The organism is Luteimonas salinisoli (assembly GCF_013425525.1).
GTDB lineage: Bacteria > Pseudomonadota > Gammaproteobacteria > Xanthomonadales > Xanthomonadaceae > Luteimonas > Luteimonas salinisoli.
Genome location: NZ_JACCKA010000027.1, coordinates 1 through 21984, shown reverse-complemented (window position 1 = coordinate 21984; position 21984 = coordinate 1). Strand labels below are relative to the sequence as shown.

Annotated in this window: 10 protein-coding genes; 5 read left to right on the top strand and 5 right to left on the bottom strand. The window is 71.2% G+C overall.

Annotated elements, in window-relative coordinates; all coding sequences use genetic code 11:
• The first annotated feature begins 34 nt into the window (after nucleotides 1-34).
• Genes H0E84_RS03490 through H0E84_RS03475 form a run of 4 tightly spaced genes read left to right on the top strand, consistent with a single transcriptional unit; the run spans nucleotide 35 to nucleotide 10123 of the window.
• On the top strand, nucleotides 35-1861 hold the full coding sequence (locus H0E84_RS03490; protein ID WP_257644044.1) for an AAA family ATPase: 1827 nt from the start codon (nucleotides 35-37) through the stop codon (nucleotides 1859-1861).
• On the top strand, nucleotides 1858-2517 hold the full coding sequence (locus H0E84_RS03485; RefSeq protein ID WP_180677238.1) for a 4Fe-4S cluster-binding domain-containing protein: 660 nt from the start codon (nucleotides 1858-1860) through the stop codon (nucleotides 2515-2517). Before H0E84_RS03490 ends, H0E84_RS03485 begins: the two co-directional genes overlap by 4 nt.
• Complete coding sequence (locus tag H0E84_RS03480) at nucleotides 2517-8774, top strand: AAA domain-containing protein (protein WP_219339573.1); 6258 nt, start codon at nucleotides 2517-2519, stop codon at nucleotides 8772-8774. The genes H0E84_RS03485 and H0E84_RS03480 overlap by 1 nt, the downstream gene beginning before the upstream one ends.
• Nucleotides 8771-10123, top strand: coding sequence for a hypothetical protein (locus tag H0E84_RS03475; RefSeq protein WP_180677237.1), 1353 nt, complete (start codon nucleotides 8771-8773; stop codon nucleotides 10121-10123). The genes H0E84_RS03480 and H0E84_RS03475 overlap by 4 nt, the downstream gene beginning before the upstream one ends.
• An 8-nt stretch (nucleotides 10124-10131) precedes the next feature.
• Here H0E84_RS03475 and H0E84_RS03470 read toward each other — a convergent pair whose 3' ends face one another.
• From H0E84_RS03470 to H0E84_RS03450, 5 genes are all read right to left on the bottom strand, one after another.
• Nucleotides 10132-11340, bottom strand: coding sequence for an endo-1,4-beta-xylanase (locus H0E84_RS03470; RefSeq protein ID WP_180677236.1), 1209 nt, complete (start codon nucleotides 11338-11340; stop codon nucleotides 10132-10134).
• 253 nt (nucleotides 11341-11593) lie between these two features.
• On the bottom strand, nucleotides 11594-13018 hold the full coding sequence (gene uxaC / locus H0E84_RS03465) for a glucuronate isomerase (RefSeq protein WP_180677235.1): 1425 nt from the start codon (nucleotides 13016-13018) through the stop codon (nucleotides 11594-11596).
• A gap of 100 nt (nucleotides 13019-13118) precedes the next feature.
• Nucleotides 13119-16070, bottom strand: coding sequence for a glycosyl hydrolase 115 family protein (locus H0E84_RS03460; protein ID WP_180677234.1), 2952 nt, complete (start codon nucleotides 16068-16070; stop codon nucleotides 13119-13121).
• Nucleotides 16067-17176 carry an endo-1,4-beta-xylanase gene (locus H0E84_RS03455; RefSeq protein WP_180677233.1) on the bottom strand — a complete coding sequence of 370 codons (1110 nt, stop codon included), beginning with the start codon at nucleotides 17174-17176 and terminating at the stop codon, nucleotides 16067-16069. The genes H0E84_RS03460 and H0E84_RS03455 overlap by 4 nt, the downstream gene beginning before the upstream one ends.
• Entirely contained in the window at nucleotides 17173-18486 is a 1314-nt protein-coding gene (locus H0E84_RS03450; protein ID WP_180677232.1) for an MFS transporter, read from the bottom strand. Before H0E84_RS03450 ends, H0E84_RS03455 begins: the two co-directional genes overlap by 4 nt.
• 482 nt (nucleotides 18487-18968) lie before the next feature.
• Here H0E84_RS03450 and H0E84_RS03445 point away from each other — a divergent pair, with 482 nt between their 5' ends.
• Nucleotides 18969-21926: a TonB-dependent receptor gene (locus H0E84_RS03445; protein WP_180677311.1), complete on the top strand. Its 2958-nt coding sequence runs from the start codon at nucleotides 18969-18971 to the stop codon at nucleotides 21924-21926.
• Nucleotides 21927-21984 lie beyond the last annotated feature (58 nt).

The window sequence follows — 21984 nt, the reverse complement described above, 5'->3', positions numbered from 1 at the left end:
AGTTGCCTAGAATCACCTGGACCGGGGAGCGAACATGGATATGCCGTTCGAGACACCGCGCTGGTTGCGCGACCTGCTGCGATTCCTGCCGCTAAAGAGTCAGTTCGTACTATCAGGCAACGTGCGCGACCTGCAGGCGGCGGAGGTAGCGCCGGGGATCGTGACCGCGCAGCCGTTCGAGCACTGCCTGCGCGATGCCTTGCGCGCCGCCGGATTCCGCCATGTGCTGATGTGGGGGCCGCTCGAAGGCTTCGAAGTGCTGGACCAGCCGGGAGAGGACCCCGCGGAGGGCCGGGCGCTCCTGGAGGCGCTTGGGCTCCAAGGGGGCGGGTCGGGTGCACCCGCGGGCATCGACCTGCTTGGCGCGACGCTGCAGCGGCTGGCCAGCCATGAAGGAGGGGCTATCGCGCTGGTGGTCGATTTCGCATCGCGGCTGGTAGTGCGCAGCGAGAGCTTGAGCGATGTGGAGCATCGCTTCTTTACCCAGGCGCTGGTGCTCTCGCATCGCGCCCGGACCCGTCCGATCGGGGCGGAGCGCAAGCCGTTCTTCAACAACGTGTTCTGGGTGGTGGAGAAGGAAGGGGACCTGCCGGACTGGCTGACCGTGGACAACCCGCGGCTGCGGCACATCCCGGTGGCCAGGCCCGATCAGCGGGTTCGTGGCGCCCTGGTGCCGGCGCTGCTGCGAGGCTTGCCAGGTGCAGCGGAGGCGGGAGCCGATCCGCTGCAGCAGGCCGCGCAGGACTTCGTCGAGGGCACCGAGGGGCTGCTGCTGGCCGATCTGCAGGCCATCGCCCAACTGGCGCGGGTGGAAGCGCTGCCGGTGTCGCGCATCGGCGATGCGGTGCGCCGGTACAAGGTGGGCGTCACCGAGGACCCGTGGCTGCGCATCGACCGCGCGCGCATCCGCGATGCCGACGGCTTCATCCGCAGGCGGGTGAAGGGCCAGGACCATGCGGTCACCCACATGCTCGATCTCGTCAAGCGTGCGGTGACCGGCGTGGGGAGCAGCCGCAAGGGCAGCCGGCCGCGCGGGATCGCCTTCCTGGCGGGCCCGACCGGCGTGGGCAAGACCGAGCTGGCCAAGACCGTCACCCATCTGCTGTTCGGCGACGAGAACGCCTACATCCGCTTCGACATGTCGGAATTCAGCGCCGAGCATGCCGACCAGCGCCTGATCGGCGCGCCGCCGGGGTACGTGGGCTACGACGTGGGCGGGGAACTCACCAACGCCATCCGCGAAAAGCCCTTCAGCGTCGTCCTGTTCGACGAGATCGAGAAGGCGCATCCGCGCATCCTCGACAAGTTCCTGCAGATTCTCGATGACGGCGTGCTCACTTCCGGGCGCGGCGACCGGGTGTACTTCTCGGAGAGCCTGATCGTCTTCACCTCCAACCTCGGCATCTACCGCCAGGACGAGCACGGGGCGAGGGTGGCGAACGTGTCTCCCCACGAGCCGCTCGCGCAGGTGCAGGCCAAGGTGCGCGAAGAGATCGAGCGCCACTTCAAGCTGGTGCTCAATCGCCCCGAGATCCTCAACCGCATCGGCGAGAACATCATCGTCTTCGACTTCATCCGCCCGGACGTCGCCGGACAGATCTTCGACCAGATGGTGGACGCCACGCTCGCCGACCTCTCCGCGCAGGCGATGCAGGTCTCCCTGGCGGCGGCGGCCCGCGAGAGCCTGCGCGGCCTCTGCCTGGCGGATCTCTCCAACGGCGGCCGCGGGATCCGCAACCAGCTCGAGGTCCACCTGATCAATCCCCTGGCCCGCCGGCTGTTCGACATGGACGCCGTCGCGGGCGAGCGCTTCGACATCACCCGTCTGGATGCCGACGGACTGGAGCTGCTGCGCTCGTGAGCCCCACGCTCTCGCTTTCGCGCGTGCATTTCCCGGTGACCGCGCTCGGGCCGGGCCGCCGCGTCGGCATCTGGTTCCAGGGCTGCAGCATCCGCTGCCCCGGCTGCGTATCGGCCGATACCTGGGGGCCGGGGCGGCGGCGGATCGCGGTCGACGCCCTGGTGGAGGACATCGGGCCGTGGCTGGCCGAAGCGGACGGCGTCACGATCTCCGGCGGCGAACCGTTCGAACAGGCCGACGCGCTGGAGCGGCTGTTGCGGCGACTGCGCGCGCGGACCGACGTCGACATCCTGGTCTACAGCGGCTACGGACATGCGCACCTGCAGCCGCTCCTGGCGCGGATGCCCGGCCTGATCGATGCGCTGATCAGCGGCCCTTACCTGCGCGACGAGGCGCAGAGCCTGCCGCTGCGCGGTAGCGACAACCAGCGCCTGCATCGCCTGACGCCACTCGGCGAGCGTCGATTCGCCGCGTTCGATACGCCGCAGTCCGGCGGTACTCCCGCACTCGACCTGATGTTCGATGCGTCCGGAACCGTGTGGATGGCCGGCATCCCGCGCCGCGACGATCTGCAGCGCCTGCGCGAGGCGCTGCGGTCCGCCGGCCACCGCGCAGGTACCAGCCAGCATGCCGCCGGGGACGCCGAATGGAGCTGATGCGCTGGTGTCCGGGCTGCGAGAGCGAGCGCCCGCTCGAAGAGCAATTCTGCTGCGGCCCGGTGAGCGGAGGCGGGGCGTGCGGATGGGTGCTCTCGGGCGAGCCGATCCATCCGCGCGGCTGGCGGCCGGCCACGGTGGTGACCGGGGACGGGAAGGCGCCGGCGCTGGAGCCCGCGGCGGCGCCATCCGGGGTCCGCTGCCGCAACGGCCACGCGATCGAGCCGGACGACCTCATCTGCATGCTGTGCGGCGCCGAACCTGCGTCCGGCGACCCTGCCGACTCCGGCGTCGCGGCGACCGGTTCCGCGCCGCCGGCGGCGGCCGGTGCGGAAACCGTGATCGAGGGCTGGCGGCTGCTGGCCCGCATCGCCGAGACCGCGGGCGTGCGGGAGCGATACCGCGCCGTGCACGACGACAGCGGCAGGGAGGCGGTGCTGACGCTCTACTGCGCAGGTGCGGAGCCCGATCCCGACGTGTACGAGGCGGTGGGCCGGCTGTCGCGGGACTATGTGCCGGAACTGCTCGCCACCGGCCGCTGGGACGACCGCGCCTTCGAGGCGATGGAGGCGCTCCCGGGTGGGACCCTGGCCGATCTCGGCATCCATTCGCGCGATATCGCCTCGATCCGGCACGTACTTCGCGAACTCGGGTCGGCGCTGCATGCCTTCGCCGAGGTAGGCCTGCGCCATCGCGATCTGCGCCCCGAGGCCATCCTGGTGCGGGAACGCGAGCCTCTGGACCTGGTGATCGGCGGCTTCGGCTCGGCGCAGCTTTCCGCGTTCGACCTCGACCTGGTGGCGCCGCTGGAGACCAGCCGCTACATGGCGCCCGAGGCGGTGGCGGGCGGCGTGGCGGCGGCGTCGGACTGGTGGAGCCTGGGCATGCTGCTGCTCGAGCAGGCGACGGGTGGGGCGTGTTTCGGCGATGTCCATCCGAACGCCTGGCTGATCCACGTGCTGGCGCATGGCGTGCCGCTGCCGGAGGAGCTGCCGCCGGAGTTGGCGCTGCTGTTTCGCGGCCTGTTGGCGTACGACCATCACCAGCGATGGCAGTGGCGCGAAGTCGAGGCGTGGCTGGCGGGCGCCTCGCCGCCGGCGCCACCGGCCCGGCGGCAGGCCAGCGACGACGACAGGGGGGAGGGCATCGCGCTCGGTGGCCGGACCTATCGCAGCACCCGGCCGTACGCACTCGCTGCAGGCGAAGCGCAGCACTGGGACGAGGCGGCGGAGCAGCTGCGCCGCGGGCGACTGGCGACCTGGGCGGAGCGGGTCGGCCTGGATGCGCAGGCCCTGGCCGCGCTGCGGCACCTGGCACGGCACGAGGCGCTGGACGACGACTTCCGGCTGATGCTGGCCCTGGTCTGGCTCAACCCCGAGATGCCGCTGATCCATCGCGGCCGGATCCTCAGTCCCGGCTGGCTGCTGGAACGGCCCGAGGAAGGATGGCGGCTGGTCGCCAGCGACGCGCCCGACCTGCTGGCCCATCGCCAGCCGGAGCATTGGCTGCCGCGGATGAAGGCGCGCCTGGCCGGCCTGCGCGAGCGGGCGAAGCACCGCGGCATCGCCCTGGACGAGGCGCAGTTCCGGATCCTCGCCCTGTCCACCTCCCGCGCCCGCCTGGCGGCGCATTGGCAGGCAAGGCAGTCGCTGCTCCCGGACAGCCCGCATGCCGGCATTCAGTCGCTGGCCGAGCGGGCGATGCTCGGCGAGGAGGACCTGATCGTGCTGCTGGCGGCCGACATCGGCCAGTTCCAGTCCGCGGACAGCCTGCTGGACGACGCGGCCAGGACCGCCCGGCGCATCGGCATCGACGGGTTCGGGCGGGACGCGGCCGCGGCCTGGCTGCAGCAGGGCCGCCGGGCGATCTGGCAGGAGGTCGAGGGGCGCCTGCAGGGCTTCGCCAGCTGCGGCATCGCCGAGGTCGACGGCTGGGCGGGCCGGTACCGGGTGCAGCGACGGCTGCCCATCGCCGATGCGCTGGTCCTGCTGGCGGTGCCGGTGGACCGCTGGGTGGAGCCGAGGAAGCAGCAGTACGTCTCGGAGCTGCTGGACTTCTTCGGCAAGAAGGTCGCGAACGCGGCGCTGCGCGGCCCGCTGGTGCGGATGGGCATCGCCCGCAACAGTTCCCGCATCGATCTGGTCGAGCTCGACAGCCCTCGGCGGCCGGCGGCCGCGCTGCTGGATGCGCTGCTCCAGCGCGGCGGGCAGTCGCTGGTCGTCGACCCGGCCGCCTTGGATGCCACTCCGCTGCTGCGGCACCGGTTGCACGTGCTCGAGCGCAACCGCAGCCTGTACGAGCGCGACACCGGCATCGACGGACTGTACCTGGGATTTCCGTTCCTGCTGGTGCGCGATCCGCGCGGGCACGTGCGGACCCGCATCGCACCGGTGCTGCTCTGGCCGGTCGGGCTCGAGCTGCCGGTCGGCCGACGGTCCCAGGCGCGGGTCGGGTTCGACAGCGGGCGCGAGGAGGTGCGTCTCAATCCGGCGTTCGAGGGCCTGCTCGGCAGCGAGGAGCGCGCGCGCTGGCTCAAGGTGGCCGAAGACCTGCTGCGGCGCTCGGCGCTGACCGCGGCGGACGTGATGGACGCCTTCGGCATGCTCGCGCAAGCGCGCACCCGGACCCTGGCGGCGCTGCCGCCGCCGAGCGTCGAGCTGGAGCCGGGACAGCAGGCGCTGGCCTGCGCGGCCGTCCTGTTCCATGCCGCGTTCATGGGCCAGGCCGTGGGTGAGGAGCTGCGGCAGCTGCAGCAGCGCCCGCCCGGTGGAACCGGGCTGGAGACGCTGCTGCGCCTGCGCGAGGGCGGAACCGCGGCAGCGGACGGCAGGGCGCCCGAGGCGCAGCGTTTCCTGACCGCCCAGAGCGATCCGTCACAGGAGGCGGCGGTGGCGGAAGCCGCCCGTTCCCCGGGCCTGGCGATCGAAGGCCCCCCCGGTACGGGCAAGAGCCAGACCATCGTCAACATCGTGGCCGACGCGATCGGCAACGGCCGCACCCTGCTGCTGATCTGCCAGAAGCACGCGGCGCTGGAAGTGGTGCACAAGCGCCTGATCGCCGAAGGGCTGGGCGAACGGGTAGTCATGCTGAACGACGTCAACCGCGACCGCGAGCCGACGATCCGCGCGATTCGCGAGCAGGTGGAAGCGCTGCTCCGCGAACCGCCGCCGACGGACGTCGCTGGCCGGCGCGAGCGGCTGGCGGCGAGGATCGAAGCGCTCGAGGGCGAACTCGATCACCACCACCGGTCGCAATACCGCGTGGACGAGGATTGCGGACTGGCGTGGCGGCAGCTGTTGGCCGAGTTGATGGAGCTGGAGGCGGATTCCCCTCCGCCGGACTTCCCGGCGCTGCGTCCGCACCTGGCCGGCCTGGACATCGCTGCACTCGCGCGGCTCGAGGAAAGCTGCGCGCCGCTGGTGCGCTGGTGGTTGCCCGCGCGCTACGAAGGCAGCCCGTTGGCGCAGCTGCGCGCCTTCGAAACGGACGAGGCCAGCCGTGCGGCGTTCGCGCAGGCGTTCGGCGGCTTCGCGGCGGCCGAGGCGGAGCGCGAGCGGGTGCTCGCGGCAAACCCGTCCTCGTTCGAGATCGAGGATCCCGCTCCCCACCGCGCTTGGCTGGCCGAGCATGCGGCGACGCTGCGCGCGCTGCAGGAAGGCCAGCGACAGCGTCTGGCGCGCTGGCTGCCGCTGTTCCGCGGAAACGCCGTCGGCGACCAGCTGATCGCCCGCCTCGAGGCGCTCGGCGAGGCGCTGGACGCGGCCGACGGCAGCGCCTGGCATGTCCGCCTGTCGCCGGCGCTCAGCGCCCTGCCCGCGGCCCGCCTCGCCGATCTGCATCGGCAGGCGCAACGGATCCTCGCCCCGGCCACGCGTCTGGCCCGTCTGAATCCGCTGCGCTGGTTCGGCCGCGCGCGCGTGGGGCGTTTCCTGCGCGAACAAGGCGAAACGGGCGATCGCGATGCCGTCGTCGGCCTGGCCGCGGCGGCCGGGCTGGAAACCGCATGGCGTCCATCGCGCGCCGCGTTGACCGTCGTCCACCAGCAGTTGATGGTGCCGCCGCCCGCGCCCGACAGCGGTCCCGGCCTGGCCATGCAGGGCGCCGAAACCCTGCGCCATCTGCGCGAGGCCCGCGAGACGGCCGTGCGCCTGTCGCGCGCACCCGACCCGTCCCGCGCCGACACCGCCGCGGGCGGCGGCCGCGAGGCGCTGGACCGCTGGCTGGAGGAGGTGCAGGCCGCCTTGCAGCGCCATGCCGCCCGCCAGGCCAGCCTGGAACGGCTCGGCGAACTCGCGCCCTGGCTGCAGGACGCGCCGGCATCGCAGTTCCGGGACAGCATCCTCGGCAACGCAGGGACCGCGTCGCTGCGTGGCCCGATTCACGACGCGCTGCCCGATCTCGTTGCCTACCAGCAGTTCCGGACGCGGGCGGCGCAGTTGCGCGAGGACGAACTGGCGCTCCTGGCGCACCTGCGGCCGATGCAGGAGACCCTGGACAGGATCGATCCGGAGCGCCTGGAGAGGACGTTCCGGCGCCTGTTGAACCGTGAAGCCCGGCTGGCGTGGAAACAGGCCATCGAGCGCAAGCACCCGCAGCTGCTGCTCGAGGCGGGCGAACACGACGCGCGGATCTCCCGGCTGGCCGAGGCCGAAGCCGAGATGCGCGATCTGAACCGCCGGCACCTGGCCTCGCGCGTCGATCCCGCCGAGATCGGCACTCGCAGGCAGTGGGAGGACATCACCCGGCTGCGCGGTGCGCGGACGCGCCGCCTGCGCGAGTTCCTGGTCGAAGGCATCGCGATCGGGCTGATGCGGCTCAAGCCGGTGTGGCTGATGAACCCGGACGTGGCCAGCCGGGTCCTGCCGCTGGAGCCGGGTCTTTTCGACACGGTGATCTACGACGAGGCGTCGCAGATGCCGGTCGAGTACGCGCTGCCGACGCTCTACCGGGGCCGGGTCGCGGTGGTCAGCGGCGACGAGAAGCAGATGCCGCCCACGGCGTTCTTCTCCAGCAGGCTCGACGACGGCGAGGGCGACGCGGACGAGGACGAGGTCGCCGACGATCTCGACGAGCAGGCGCAGCGCGAGGCGCGCGAAGAGGAATGGAACCGGCGCGAGATCAAGGATTGTCCCGACCTGCTGCAGCTCGCGCGGGGTAGCCTGCCGGGGAAGACCCTGCAGATCCACTACCGCTCCGGCTATCGCGAGCTGATCGGCTATTCGAACGCCGCCTTCTACCGCAATCGCCTGAACGTGCCCGTGCGCCATCCGGACGCAACGGTGCTGGCCACGCAGCCGCTGGAGTGGCGCCAGATCGACGGCGTCTACCGGCAGCAGACCAACGCCGAGGAGGCGCAGGCCGTGGTCGAGTGGCTGGCCGCCCTGTGGCGGCGGCCGGCCGCTGACCGGCCCTCGGTGGGCGTGGTGACCTTCAATCGCAAACAGGCGGACCTGATCGAAGACCTGATGGAAGAACGCGCGGAAGTCGACGAGGACTTTCGGCGGGTATGGGACGAGGAGCGCAACCGTCAGCAGGACGGCGAGGACATGGCCGTGTTCGTCAAGAACGTCGAGAACGTCCAGGGAGACGAGCGCGACGTGATCGTCTTCTCCACCACCTTCGGGCGCGATCCGCGCGGCGTGTTCCGCCGCAACTTCGGCGTGCTCGGGCAGCACGGCGGCGAACGGCGCCTGAACGTCGCGGTGACGCGCGCACGCAAGAAGATGTTGGTGATGAGCTCGATGCCGGTGGCCGACGTCGCCGACTTCCTCGTCACGCGCCGCCCGCCCGGCACGCCCCGCGATTACCTCCAGGGCTGGCTGGCCTACGCGCGGATGCTGAGCTCGGGGGATTTCCCGGGTGCCCGCGCGCTGCTCTCGCGCCTGCACCCCGCCGAGGTCGGGGCCGTCGAGGGCGGGACGGGTCCTGGCGATGGATTCAGCCGTTCCGTGGGGGCGTTCATCCGGTCCCTCGGGCACGCGCCGGTGGCTGTCGGCGGCGACGACGCCTTCGCGCTCGACTTCGCCATCGAGGATCCGGCCAGCGGCCTGTACGCCATCGGCATCGAGTGCGGTGGACCGCGGCATCCGCTGCTCGCGCACGCGCGGGCCCGGGAGATCTGGCGTCCGAAGGTGCTCGGCAAGGCCATCCCGCACCTGCATCGCGTGCCGGTGCTGCACTGGTACCGTGATCCGGACGGCGCCCGGGCCGACCTGGCCGCCGCCATCGCCAACGCGCTGAGAGGAGTTTCATCATGAGCGGCCCGAAAGTCGTGCGCGTCGTCACCCGGGAGGAAATGGTCGCCGCCGGCGAGCGGCGGCTGCGGGAGGTCGAGCGCGTCGCCGCGGCCTGGCAGGCCAGGGCCGCGACCCTGGGCGGACTAGACGAGGCATCGCGAGCGGCGGCGGCGGACCGCATCGCCGCGTTGCGCGCGCTGCTGGCGGAGGACCGGTTCGACGAATTGCAGGCTGCGGCGACGCGGGAGCGCGACTTCCTGCGCTCCGACCTTGCCGAGCGCGAAGGGCAGGCCGTGAGTCGCGCCGCGGCGGTGCGGGCGACGCGGCGGCGCAGACACGAGAACCGGCGCGCGCTGCTGGCGGCGCTGGCGGCGAATGGCTCCGCGGCGGCGATGGCACTGGCGGAGCGGTTGCGTGGCGCCGACGAGGCCGTGCAGGAGGCGGCTTTGAACGAGGCCTTCGCCTGGCTGGCCGAAGCGTCCGCGGAAGCCGCGGCAAGCGGACTGAATGAAGCCCAACGGGCGCTGGCGGCCGCGCTCGGGCCCGGCGGACGGCCGCACGCGTCCGAGGAGTGGCGGGCCGGACCGGACGCGTCGCGCGATGCGCGCCTGACGCACATCGACCGCCACATCTCGGAGCTGCAGGTGCTGGCTGAAGAAGCGGTTGCGGCGCCGTTCATTGCCCGGCTCGAGGCCATGGAGCGCGCCCCCGACGACGACCGGCGCAATCTGATGCTGGACAGCCTGTTGCTGGAGCTGGCGGAGGCCTCGCGCGCGCAGGCGCGGCTGCGCGACCGCACCGCCGAGATGGCCCTGCTGGCCGCGGAGGCGGCCCCGTTTCTCGATTCGGACGCCGCCGCGGCGCTGCTGGCGGAAGCCGAAGCCTGCGAATCGGCGGGCGATGCCGCGCGCGTCGAAGCGCTCGCGGCCCGCTGCAGGGAGATCGTGGACGCGGCCGCCGGCGAGTTGGCCGCGCGGCTGCGCCGGGAGACGGTTCTCGAGGCGCTGGCGGGATTGGGCTACGAAGTGCGCGAAGGCATGGAAACGGCCTGGGCCGAGAGCGGCCGCCTGGCCTTGCGCAAGGCTGCGATACCGGGCTACGGCGTCGAGGTGGGCGGGCAGGCGGCAACGGGGCGCCTGCAGATGCGCGCGGTGGCCTTCGACGCGGCCCGCGACCGCGGGCGCGACCGCGACATCGAGACGCTGTGGTGCGACGACTACCGCCAGCTCGAGGCCCGGCTGCACGAGGCCGGCGGCACGATCCGGGTCGAGCGCGCGCTGGCGGTGGGAGAGGTGCCGTTGAAGGAAATCGCCGCCGATGCCTCGTCGACACGCCGTGAGACCGAAGCGCCGCGCCAGCGCAACCGCTAGGGCGGACATCAGTCGCGTGAGCGTTGGCGCGCGCGCTGAAGCTGGTCGGCGGCATCGCGGACACGCAACACCGCCTCGAGCGCGGCTTTCGGCCGATGCTCCCGATCGAACAGCAGCGGGTAGTTGGTGCGGCCGGGAATCGGATAGTCGTTCTTCCAGCTCATTCCGTCGTCCACGCCCCACACCGCGACGCGGTGCAGCTTGTCGCGACGGCCGTGGAAGATGCGGAACAGTTCGGCATAGCGGTCCGCGAGCCGCTGCTCCACGTCCGGCGGCAGGCCGTCGCGATAGGGGTCGAGGAAGCGCTCGAACTCGGGCAGCTGGAACTGTGGATGCATCATGCCTTGGCCGATGATCTGGCCTTCCTTCGTCAGCGGAAGCACGTCGACGTCGAGTTCGGTCACCATCACCTTCAGCCCGAGCGCGGCATAGGCGTCGATCGCCGCTTCGATGTGATCGGTGGAGGGGAAATTCAGGCCCCAGTGGCCCTGGATGCCGATGCCGTCGATGCGGATCCCGGCGGCCTGCAGCATCCCGACCATGCGCACGATGCCGTCGCGCTTCTCCGGGCGCCAGGCGTTGAAATCGTTGTAATAGAGCGCGGCATCGGGCGCGGTCTCGCTGGCGAAGCGGAAGGCGTCGCGGACCAGCGCATCGCCGTCGCCGCCGTAGGCGCGCACCCACAGGGTGTCGCGGTAGGCGCCATCCTCGCCGATGACTTCGTTGACCACGTCCCAGGCGTCGACGCGCCCGGCGTAGCGCCCGGTGACGGTGCGGATGTACTCGCGCATGCGCTCGCGCATCGTATCCGTATCGGCCGGCCTGCCGTCGTCGCCCTGAAAGAACCAGGCCGGGGTCTGGTTGTGCCAGACCAGGGTGTGGCCGACCAGGAACATGCCGTGCCGTTCGCCGAATTCCACGAAGGCGTCGGCGGCGGAGAAGTCCCAGCGTCCGGGTTCGGGGTGGAGCACTTCCGCCTTCATCACGTTCTCGGCGGTGATCGCGTTGAAGTGCAAAGGGACCAATGCCTGGCCGCGGGCGTCGCGGCCGGAGACGATGTCCTCGTTGACCGCGGTTCCGATCAGGAAGGCGTCGGCGTATGCCTGCCTGAGGGTCTGCGGGGGCTCGGCGGCGCGGGCGATGGCGCCGGCGCTGGCACCGCCCAGGGTCAGTGCGAGGGCGAGCACGGTGGGCAGCGCATTGTGGCGGTGGATCATGGGGCGCCTCCATGGCGATCGATGGCGTGCGACGCAGTGGCGATCGGTGGTCTCAAGCAGGTGTGGGTGGCACTGCCCGGGATCGCCTTCGACCCCGGCGGGAGCACCCGCGGCCTTCGCGGCCATGGGCCGCTCCTACGGGGTCGGCGCCTCCCGTCCGGGATGCCGGCACTGCGTAGGAGCGTACCGTGCACGCGAAAGCCCGCGCGGGTCGCAACACCCGGAATCGCCGCCGAGCCGGCGGGGCCGCGCCTCACAGGTTGTACGCCCGCTTGGGCAGGCGGTAGGCGAGATCGACGGCGACCTCGGCGGCCTCGTCCTCGTCCAGGCGGTGCTCCGCCACCAGCTTCGCCAGCACCGCGCAGTCGATGCGCCGGGCGACGTCGTGGCGCGCCGGGATCGACAGGAACGCGCGGGTGTCGTCGTTGAAGCCCACGGTGTTGTAGAAGCCGGCGCTCGCCAGGGTCTGCTCGCGAAAGCGCCACATCCCCTCGGGGGCATCGTGGAACCACCAGGCCGGGCCGAGGAACAGGCAGGGCCAGTGCCCGGCCAGCGGCGCCAGCTCGCGCGCGTAGGTGCTCTCGTCGAGGGTGAACACGATCAGTCGGAACGCCGGCTCGTTGCCGAAGCGGTCGAGCAGCGGCTTGAGCGCGTGCACGTAGTCGGTGCGCAGCGGGATGTCGGCGCCCTTGTCGCGGCCATGGCGTTCGAACAGCCCGCGGTTGTGGTTGCGGAAGCAGCCGGGGTGGATCTGCATCACCAGGCCGTCGTCCAGGCTCATCGCCGCCATCTCGGTGAGCATCTGGGCGCGGAACAGTTCGGCGTCCGCGGTACTAGCCTTGCCGGCGACGACGCGGGCGAACAGCGCCCGCGCCTGCGCCGGCGCCAGGTCCGCGGTGGCGCAGCTGGGGTGGCCGTGGTCGGTCGAGGTGGCGCCCATCGCCGCGAAGAACGCGCGGCGCTGGCGATGCGCGCGCAGGTAGCCGTCCCAGTCGTGGACGTCCTCGCCGGTGATCTCCCCGAAGCGCTCCAGCGCTGCCGGAAACTGCTCGTGTTCCGGGTCGATCACCGGGTCGGGCCGGTAGGCGGTGACGACCCGGCCGCCCCAGCCGCTGTCGCGGATCGCCTGGTGATGGGCGAGCGGATCGAGCGGCGACTCGGTGGTGGCGATGACCTCGATGTCGAAGCGCTCGAACAGCGCGCGCGGGCGGAAGGCATCGGTCTGCAGCGCCTCGGTGATCGCGTCGTAGTAGAGGTCTGCGGTGTCGGCGCCGAGCCGCACGCGCAGCCCGAACACCTCGTGGAAAACGTGGTTCAGCCACATCGACGAGGGCGTGCCGCGGAACAGGTGGAAGCGTTCCGAGAACAGGCGCCAGGCCGCGCGCGGATCGACTGCCGCACGCGAGCCGTCGGCGCGCGGGATGCCGAGCGCGTCGAGCGGGACCCCCTGGCTGTAGAGCATCCGGAACACGTAGTGGTCGGGCACCAGCAGCAGTTCCGTGGCGTCGGCGAATGGTGCGTCGGTGGCCCACCAGGACGGGTCGGTATGTCCATGCGGGCTGATGATCGGCAGCGACGTCACCTCGGCGTACAGGCGCCGCGCGATCGCGCGTTGCGTCGGGTCCGACGGGAACAGGCGGTCCGGGTTCAGCGTCAGTGGCTTCGGGCTGGGGGTCATGGCGTTCGGTCGGGATCGAGATGGGGGGTGCCTGCCGTCCCGCTGCGCACCGGTTGGAACGGGGGGACGCGGGACGAACCGGGGTCGGGGCCCGGCCGCATCAGCGGCGCCGGCTCTCCACCGGGCCGAGCGTACCGCGCGGGCGCGGGTCGGCGACGACCTCGATGCGCTGGAACACCAGCCCCGGGTCGACCGCCCAGAGTTTCAGGGTATTGGCGCCGGGAGCGACGTGGTGGCGCGAGCTCGCCACGTGCACGCTGTCGATCACGGCGTGCTCCCATGCCCGGAAATCGCGGTCGCCTGGGGTCGGGTCCAGGCGCACGTTCACCAGCTGCGGCGGCTCGTCGTCGACCGAGACCGCGTAGCGCAGCCCGCCGCGGTTGCGGAAGTCCAGCGTCGGCGACAGCACGACGCGTACCTCGACCTCGCCTGCGGCGTCCATGACCAGCGGATAGGCCAGGTGCGCGCCGTCGCCGCCGGGCGTCAGGGCGCTACCGGTGGCCGGCCACAGGGTCATCCCGGACAGGGTGCGGCCGAGGTTGGGAATCGCCTGCCATTCGGCGCCGGCGGGGGCGACTGCGCGGGCATGGTGCGCGGCCTCGATGGCGACCACGCCGTCGCCCTCCACGAACCCGCGCGCGCCGCGGTGCGCCGGCGGCTTGCGCACCGGCACTTGCACGTAGACCTCGGTGCGGTCGCTGCCGCGGATGGCGAGGACGGCCTCGTGCTCGCCTTCGGGCAGTCGAGCCCAGTCGACGGCCAGTTCCAGCGCCTGCGCATCGTCGACCTCGGCCTCTGCGGGCGATACCTGCAGCCATGTTTCCGATGTCCGTGCCGTGAAGCCGACCGGCTCCGCGCCGCCGTTGAACACCACGACCTCGCGCGCGGGCGCACCCACCGGATCGAGCGGCGCCAGCCGCGGCGACGCGGCGCGCTGCGGCCAGGGCCGCGCGTCGCCTTCCACCGCCACTCCGGTCACGCCGCGGGTCGGCACGTCCACCTGCACCAGCGGCGGCATTACGTTGCGTTCGGGCTGCTGCCAGTGGGTATAGCCGATCCGCGGCTGCGACATCATGTGGATCCACTTGCCGCCGGCGATCTCGCGCTCGTAGATGCGCTGCAGCTCTGCATCGCGTTCGAACAGCCGCTGGGCCTCGTCGGCCCAATGGTTGGCCGAAGCGCGCCCCTGCGCCGCGTACAGCCGGTTGCGGGCAGCGGCGACGTACATGCGGTTGAGATTGGCGCTGGCCAGCACCGGGTACTCGACCAGCTGGAAGTACGCGTCGCGATGGCTGGCGGGCAGGCGCTTCGCCAGCGCGAGGGTGCGCGCCTCGAGTGTGTCCCATTCGGCGATGACCCGGCCCGCCTCGCCGTCGTGCAGCAGGCTCCAGGTCTCCGGCGCCAGCAGCTCCGGTTTGCGCCGGGCGTTGTACTGCGTATAGCGGGTCAGGATCTCGCCGATGTCCCGGGCATGCGCGTCGCCGAACTGTTCTGCGGCCCAGGCGGCCGGATAGCCGGTGATCCACGCCAGGTCGGCCGCGTCCGGATCCCAGGCCTGGTCGAGGAAGGCGCTGATCGGCAGCTCCATCGGCTTGATGTCGCCGACGTTGACGATCCACATCCGTTCCACGCCGTGCGCCCACGCCAGCCGCATCTGCTCCCAGGCGCGCTCGACCTGGACGGTGTTGAGCCACTTGTAGTTGCGCGGCCCGCCGACGTAGTCGAAGTGGTAGTACACGCCGTAGCCGCCCGGGCGCGCCGCACCCGGTTCGGGCAGCCGGCGGATGTTGCCCCAGTTGTCGTCGGCGAACAGCAGGGTGACGTCCTCGGGCACGCGCATGCCCTGGTCGAAATAGTCTTGCACTTCCTTGTAGAGGGCCCACACCTGCGGCGTCTCCGCGGCCGGCCGGCCGGTGACCTCGGCGATGATCGCGCGCTGGTCGGCGACGATGCGCTCGAGCAACTCGATCGCCGTGCCCTCGGTCATCGCCTCGTCGCCATCGCCGCGCATGCCCAGCGTGACCACCGCCTCGCGGCCGGCCAGGCGCTCGATGCCGCCGCGCCAGAACCCCTGCAGGCGCTCGCGGTTGCGGGCGTAGTCCCACGGCCCCTCGCCGTACTTCTCCCATTCCGCATGGGCGCGCATCATCGGCTCGTGGTGGGTGGTGGCGATCACCACGCCCATCTCGTCGGCCAGTTCGGCGTTGCGCGGATCGTCGTCGTAGAACGCGCGCGGCAGCCACATCGCCGGCCACAGGTAGTTGGCCTTGTGGCGCAGGATCAGCTGGAACACGCGCTCGTAGAACCGGTGGTTCGCGCTGCCGTAGGTCTCGCGGATCCAGCCGCCGAGCGCCGGATCCTCGTCGTTGATGAAGATGCCGCGGTACTTCACCCCGGGCGCGTCGATGAAGCGGCCGGGCGCGATGTGCAGGTTCGCGGCGCGGGGCGGGGGCACGTCGGCCCACCACGTCCACGGCGAGACGCCGATGCGCCGCGAGAGCTCGTAGATGCCGAAGATGGCGCCGCGGCGGTCGGCGCCGGCGATCAGCAGCGCGCGTTCGATGCCCGGCTCGGGCGCGTCGACCACCTGGATCAGGTAGGCCTCCCAGCGGCCGGTCAGCGCGGCGGTATCGATGCCCCGCTCGCGGACGATGCGGTCCACGCGCGGGCTGTGGCCGAGGGTGCCGACGATGATCGCGGTGCGGCCGGTCGCATCCGCCGCGGTCGAAAATCCCGCTTCTCTGCCCGCCACGGCGGACAGATCGGCCCGCAGGTCGCGCGCGGCGCGCAGTACGGCCGGGAAATCGCTCTCGTCCGCATACACCGTCGCCGGCACGCCGCCGTCGACCAGCGGCAGCGCGGCGGCGACGGCGCGTTCGCAGACGGCGGCTGGCCGGTCGCAGTCCGCCGCCGCTGCCCGCGCCGGGCCCGACGCCGCCAGCGCCAGGGCGAGCGCCAGGACGATGGCCGCCGTCGGGCGCCACCAGGACGTCGCGGAGCGGGGAACGTCCGGACGGAGTCCTGCCGCGGTGCGGGGCGCCGCCGCGCTCATTCCGGAGCGCCGCCCGCGTCGCCGCCGGCCGGGGATGCTTCCTCGGCGTCCTGCCGCGGTGCGGAGACCTCCCCGCGCACGTAGCGCCGCAGCCACGCCAGCGCCGGCCGCTCGCTGCCGTCCTCGCGCACGAGATACGCACCCTGCTCCTGGCGCCACAGCCCCGGCCGGAAGCCCCACAGCGTCACTCCCCGCACCGCCGGGTGCTCCCAGAACACCGGGAAGATCCGCTGGTAGTCGCGCAGCTGGGTGTCGTCGTCGGGGCCGTCGACGTCGAGTTCGGTCACGTAGACCGGCAGCCCGGTCGCGCCCAGCGCGTCGAGGTTGGCGCGGTGCACCGACATCGGCGTCTCGGTGGTCGTCGAGAAGGCATGGCCCTGCACGCCGATCGCGTCGATCAGCCCCTCGGCCTGCAACAGGCGCACGATCTCCAGGTACCGGGCGGTGGCGTCCGGATCGTTGGTGATGCTGTACTCGTTGATCATCAGCCGCGAGGTCGGGAAGTGCTCGCGCGCCAGGCGGAACGCTTCCAGGATCCAGTCCCAGCCGCTCGCGCCGTCGCCGCCCAGGGCCTGGACGTAGTTGCCGCCGCCCTCGTCGTCCTTCGACGGCGGATCGTTCAGCGGCTCGTTGACGACCTCGACGTAGTCGATGCCCGGATAGCGCGCGGCCACCGCGGCGAACCACTCCTCGATCTCGGCGCGCTGTTCTTCGACGGGCAACGCCTCGATCCATTCGGGCTGCTGGTTGCCCCAGACCATCACGTGCATCTGGAACGGCAGGCCGTGCGCCTGCGCCGTGCCCCAGGCGGCGTCGAGCGCGGTCCAGTCCATGACGTCGCGTTCGGCCTCCACTTCGCCCCACTTGCCGCCGTTCTCCGGCGTCACCTTGTTCCAGTAGACGGCGAAGTCGTCCGCCTGCGGCGGGCTGTGCGCGCTGCCGAGAAACTTCTCCTGGCCGGCGGCGAGCGCGGTGGCTGTGGGCGCTCCGGCGTCGGCTTCGGGCGGTGGACCGTCAGGGTCGGGCGCGTCGCGCGGGCCGCAGGCGGCCAGCGCCAGCGGGAGCACCAGGGTCGCCGCGAGCAGGCGGGCCAGGGGCGTGTTCATCGTCGGGAGCCTCCGGGAGTCGAGGGGGGTGGCGCACCGCCTTCGAGGCGCGCCGGCGCCAGGCGCGGGACCAGCAGGTGGATGACGAGCAGGGCGGTCAGGTAGGCGCAGCCGGCCATGGCGAACATCGCCGCGTAGCTGCCGGTGTGCTGCTTCAGCCAGCCCGCGCCGAGGTTGATGCAGAAGCCGCCCATGGCCCCGGCGAAGCCGCCGATGCCCACCACCGAGCCGACCACCGAGCGCGGGAACATGTCGGAAGTGAGGGTGAAGAGGTTGGCCGAGAAGCCCTGGTGCGCGGCGGCGGCCAGACCGATCAGCCACACCGCGACCCACTGGCCCTCCACGTGCGGGGCGAACACGACCGGCAGGATGCACAGTGCGCAGGCCAGCATCGTGGTCTTGCGCGCGGCATTGGCGCTCCAGCCGCGCTTCATCAGCGCCGAACTCAGCCAGCCGCCGCCCACAGAGCCGACGTCGGCCAGCAGGAACACGGTGACCATCGGCAGCCCGATGGTCCTGAGGTCCACGCCGAAGCGGTCGGCCATGAACAGCGGGAACCAGAACAGGTAGAACCACCAGATCGAGTCGGTCAGGAACTTCCCGGCCGCGAACGCCCAGGTCTGGCGGAACCGCAGCAGCCGCGCCCAGCGGGTCCGGCCCGGCGGGTCGGGCGGGTCGCTCTCGATGTGCGCGAGCTCGGCGCTGGACACCTTCGGGTGCTGCGCCGGGCGCCGGTAGACCGGCCACCAGAACAGCAGCCACACCAGCCCGGCCAGGCCGGTCGCGACGAACGCGGTGCGCCAACCCCAGGTCAGCGCGAGCCAGGGCACCACCAGCGGGGCGACGATGGCGCCGACGTTGGAGCCGGCGTTGAAGATGCCGGTGGCGAGCGCACGCTCCTTCTTCGGGAACCACTCGGCGACGGTTTTGATGGCGGCGGGGAAGTTGCCCGATTCGCCCAGGCCCAGCGCGAAGCGCGCGAGGCTGAAGCCCACCACGGACTTCGCCAGCGCATGCGCCGCCGCGGCCAACGACCACACGGTGAGATAGACGCTGTAGCCGATGCGCGTTCCCACCCGGTCGATGAACCAGCCGGCGACGAGAAAACCGATGGCGTAGGCCAGGGTGAACGAGGCGCTGATCACGCCGTAGTCCTGGTCGGTCCAGCCGAACTCGGTGCGCAGCGTCGGCGCAAGCACGCCGAGCACGGCCCGGTCGACGTAGTTGATGGTGGTGGCGAAGAACAGCAGGGCGCAGATGACCCAGCGGTATCTGCTGATCGGCGGAACGACGGCGGGAACGCCGCTCATGCGCGGCCTCCCGCATCCGGCGCGCGGGGCGCGGGGCTGCGCGGATCGTGCGCAGGGCCGCCGCCGCGCGCGCGCGCGCAATGTTCGTCTGGCCTCATCGCACGCCCCCTCCCGGGCCTGGCGCCTGCGGCGGATCGTTTGGTGGTATCGCTATCATTAGCACAGCATTGCGCGGCAGGACAATGCGGCAATGCAGCATGAATCTGCCGAGCGATCAAAAACGCCAAAACAGGGTTTTTCAGCTGAAAAACGCGGGTTTCAGGTATGCGTCGCGTCTCTCGCGAATGCACTTGCGGGACCATCATGGGAGCGCTAACATCCGCTGCGACCCGTCCCGCGCGGACGGGTCGGAACGCATCGCGAAACGCTCCATCAGCAGAACCAACAGGGATACGCAGCAGAAGGCAGGACAACCCAAATCCGCGGGAACGGCGAACCATATCGCCGGCCCGCACCGACACCAGAAACGGGAGGGGAGTATGGTGCAGAGCAACTATCCAAGAACCGCGCTGTCGCGCGCGCTGGGGCTGGCGATCCTGGGCCTGGCATGCGCCCCGGTCCTCGCCCAGACCCAGGCCGAGACCGCTACGCAGGCCGACACCCAGGTGCAGCAGGCGCCCGAGCCGCAGCAGGCGCAGGCGCAGGCGCCAACCGAGGTCACCGAGCTCGATTCGATCGTGGTGACCGGCTTTCGCCGCAGCCTGCAGTTCTCGACCGACGCCAAGCGCGATTCGACCGGCTTCACCGATTCGATCTTCGCCGAGGACATCGGCAAGTTCCCCGACCTCAACATCGCCGAGTCGCTCAACCGCATCCCCGGCATCCAGCTCGACCGCGACGTCAACGGCGAAGGCCTCAACATCGGCATCCGCGGCCTGCCGCAGAGTTTCACCAAGACCATCATCAACGGCGGCGAGGCCGCCACCGCGTCGATCGGCCTGAACCGCGGCAACCAGAACCGCGAGGTCGACCTCAACCTGTTCCCGACCGAGTTCTTCAACCAGCTCACGGTCTACAAGTCGCCGCAGGCGAGCCTGCCCGAGGGCGGCGTCTCCGGCGTGGTCGACATGCGCAGCGCGCGCCCGTTCGACAACCCGGGACAGCACTTGAACTACTCGCTGCAGCTCGACCACAACAGCATCGGCGACAAGATCAGCCCGCGCGGCTCGGCGATCTACAGCTGGACCAACGACGAGGGGACCTTCGGCGCCCTGTTCGGCGTGGCGTCGGTACGCAGCCGGCTCTCCGTGCGCGGCTGGGAATCGATCGGCTGGATGAACCCGTCGCTGAACTACCAGCAGTGCGGGCTGGATGCGCCCGACGACGTGGATCCGCTCACCACCCGTCCCGCCGAGTGCAACCCGGGCGGCGGCGGCAGCCTGCAGATGCCGAACACCGTGCCGGACAACGCCTCCACGCGCGGGGCGGGGCTGACGCCCGGCGACACGGTCGACGCGGCCTGGCTGATGGCGCAGAACCCCGGCCTGGACATCGGCCAGATCACCGAGGCGCTGTTCCCGCGCCTGGGCCGGCCGGTGGACATGTCCGGCGACCGCGACCGCGACGCCGTCATCAGCTCGCTGGAATGGCGGCCCAGCGACCGCATGCACTTCTACCTGGACTCGCTGTACTCCAGGGCGAAGTACCAGAACGACCGCATCGACATGAACCTGGTCGGGCGCACCTTCGGCCCGGTCGGCTTCCTGCCGACCGACATGCAGCTCGACGAGAACGGCGTGGTCACCAGCGCGACCCTGGTCAACGCGCAGTTCTTCCTCGAGGCGCGTCCGTACCGGGACGAGGTGCAGTACTGGAACGTCAATCCGGGCGCCACCCTCTGGTTCGGCGAGAACGAGGACATCAAGCTCGACGTGGCCGGCAACTGGAGCCGCAGCTGGTTCTTCCGCGAGTCGCCGACCATCCTGCCGATGTCGCCCTTCACCACCGTCGACTACACCAACGACGGCTCCGAGCCGACCTGGACCACCGGCGGGCTCGACCTCAACGATCCCAACGCCGGCTGGACCTGGGCCGGCGGGCGGGTGAACGTCAACAACGAAAAGCGCGTGACCGAGGCCGGCCGCCTGCGCGCGGACCTGCAGCTGGGCGAGGACCGGCGCAACATCAAGGTCGGCGTGGCCTACGACCGCTTCAGCCGCACCATCAACGCCTTCGACAACAGCGCGGCATGGCAGGCGCATGTGCTGGAGACCGTCTCCGACGCCGATCTGGCGAGCTTCCTGCGGCCGGGCCCGCACGGCTTCATCACCATGGACTTCGACGCGTTCTTCGCTGCCACCAACTACCGCCAGTTCAGCGACGAGGCGCCGGAGGTCAACACCTCGCAGTCGGTGGGCGCGGCCGCCGGCGCCGTGGACGAGACCAACTTCGCCGCCTACGTCGAGGTCAACGGCGAGGCCGACATCTGGAACCGCAACCTGCGCTTCAACGCCGGCGTGCGCTGGGTCGACACCGACCAGGAGATCAGCGGCCCGGTGGTACTGGGCGGCGTGCGCCAGTGGCAGAGCCTGGAAGGCGGCTACGACGAATGGCTGCCATCGTTCAGCGCAGCCTGGGACGTGGCCGAGGACGTGGTGCTGCGCCTGTCCAGCTCCCGGACGATGACCCGCCCCAACCCGCGTTCGATGCTGCCGGCGACCACCTTCTCGGATCCCTCGGCGGAGATCGCCGACCAGGGAAACCCGAACCTCTCGCCCTACCTGTCGACCAACGTCGACCTGGGCGCGGAGTGGTACACCGGGGGCGAGGGCATGGTCGCCCTGAGCCTGTTCAACAAGCGCATCTCCGGCTACACCTACCAGGGGATCAACGTGATCCCGTTCCGCGATCTCGGCATCTCGATCGACGATCTGACCGACAACCAGCGGGCCGCGCTCGACGCCAACGGCGGCCTGGATGCGCCGATCAACGTGCGCCAGCAGGTCAACGCCGACGCCACCCTCGACATCCAGGGCTGGGAGGCGATCTGGGTGCAGCCGCTCGACTTCGTGTTCGACGGCCTGGGCTTCATGGCCAACTACACCGACATCGATCTCGAGCCCACCGGCCAGGAGGCCGACGAGCTGGAAGGCAACCTGTTCGGCATCGCCCCGAGGATGTGGAACGCCACCACCTACTGGGAGAACGACGTCGCCTCGGTGCGCCTGTCCTACAACTGGAGCGACGGCTTCGCGGTACGCGCCCGCGGCAACAACGAGGGCGGCATCAACTACGCCCAGCACCGGGTGCTCAAGCGCGGCCAGCTCGACCTGTCGGCGGGCTACACGTTTTCCGCGCTGCCGAGCAGCCCGCAGGTCACGCTGAACGTCATCAACCTGACCAACAAGCAGCAGCGCAGCGTGCTCGAGTACGACAACGTGACCTACGACTACTACGAGCCGGGACGCACGATCCTGCTCGGGATCCGGGGAACGTTCTGACGTCCCCGGTCGCTGTCCGCCCGCCGTCGCCCGTTCCGCGCTGCGCTGCAGCCGGGCG

What these genes read in the sequence shown, in the direction of transcription:
- H0E84_RS03490 (WP_257644044.1), top strand. Translation starts at nt 35, where the DNA reads ATGGATATGCCGTTCGAGACACCGCGCTGGTTGCGCGACCTGCTGCGA.
- H0E84_RS03480 (WP_219339573.1), top strand. Translation starts at nt 2,517, where the DNA reads ATGCGCTGGTGTCCGGGCTGCGAGAGCGAGCGCCCGCTCGAAGAGCAA.
- H0E84_RS03475 (WP_180677237.1), top strand. Translation starts at nt 8,771, where the DNA reads ATGAGCGGCCCGAAAGTCGTGCGCGTCGTCACCCGGGAGGAAATGGTC.
- H0E84_RS03470 (WP_180677236.1), bottom strand. Translation starts at nt 11,340, where the DNA reads ATGATCCACCGCCACAATGCGCTGCCCACCGTGCTCGCCCTCGCACTG.
- uxaC (WP_180677235.1), bottom strand. Translation starts at nt 13,018, where the DNA reads ATGACCCCCAGCCCGAAGCCACTGACGCTGAACCCGGACCGCCTGTTC.
- H0E84_RS03460 (WP_180677234.1), bottom strand. Translation starts at nt 16,070, where the DNA reads ATGAGCGCGGCGGCGCCCCGCACCGCGGCAGGACTCCGTCCGGACGTT.
- H0E84_RS03455 (WP_180677233.1), bottom strand. Translation starts at nt 17,176, where the DNA reads ATGAACACGCCCCTGGCCCGCCTGCTCGCGGCGACCCTGGTGCTCCCG.
- H0E84_RS03450 (WP_180677232.1), bottom strand. Translation starts at nt 18,486, where the DNA reads ATGAGCGGCGTTCCCGCCGTCGTTCCGCCGATCAGCAGATACCGCTGG.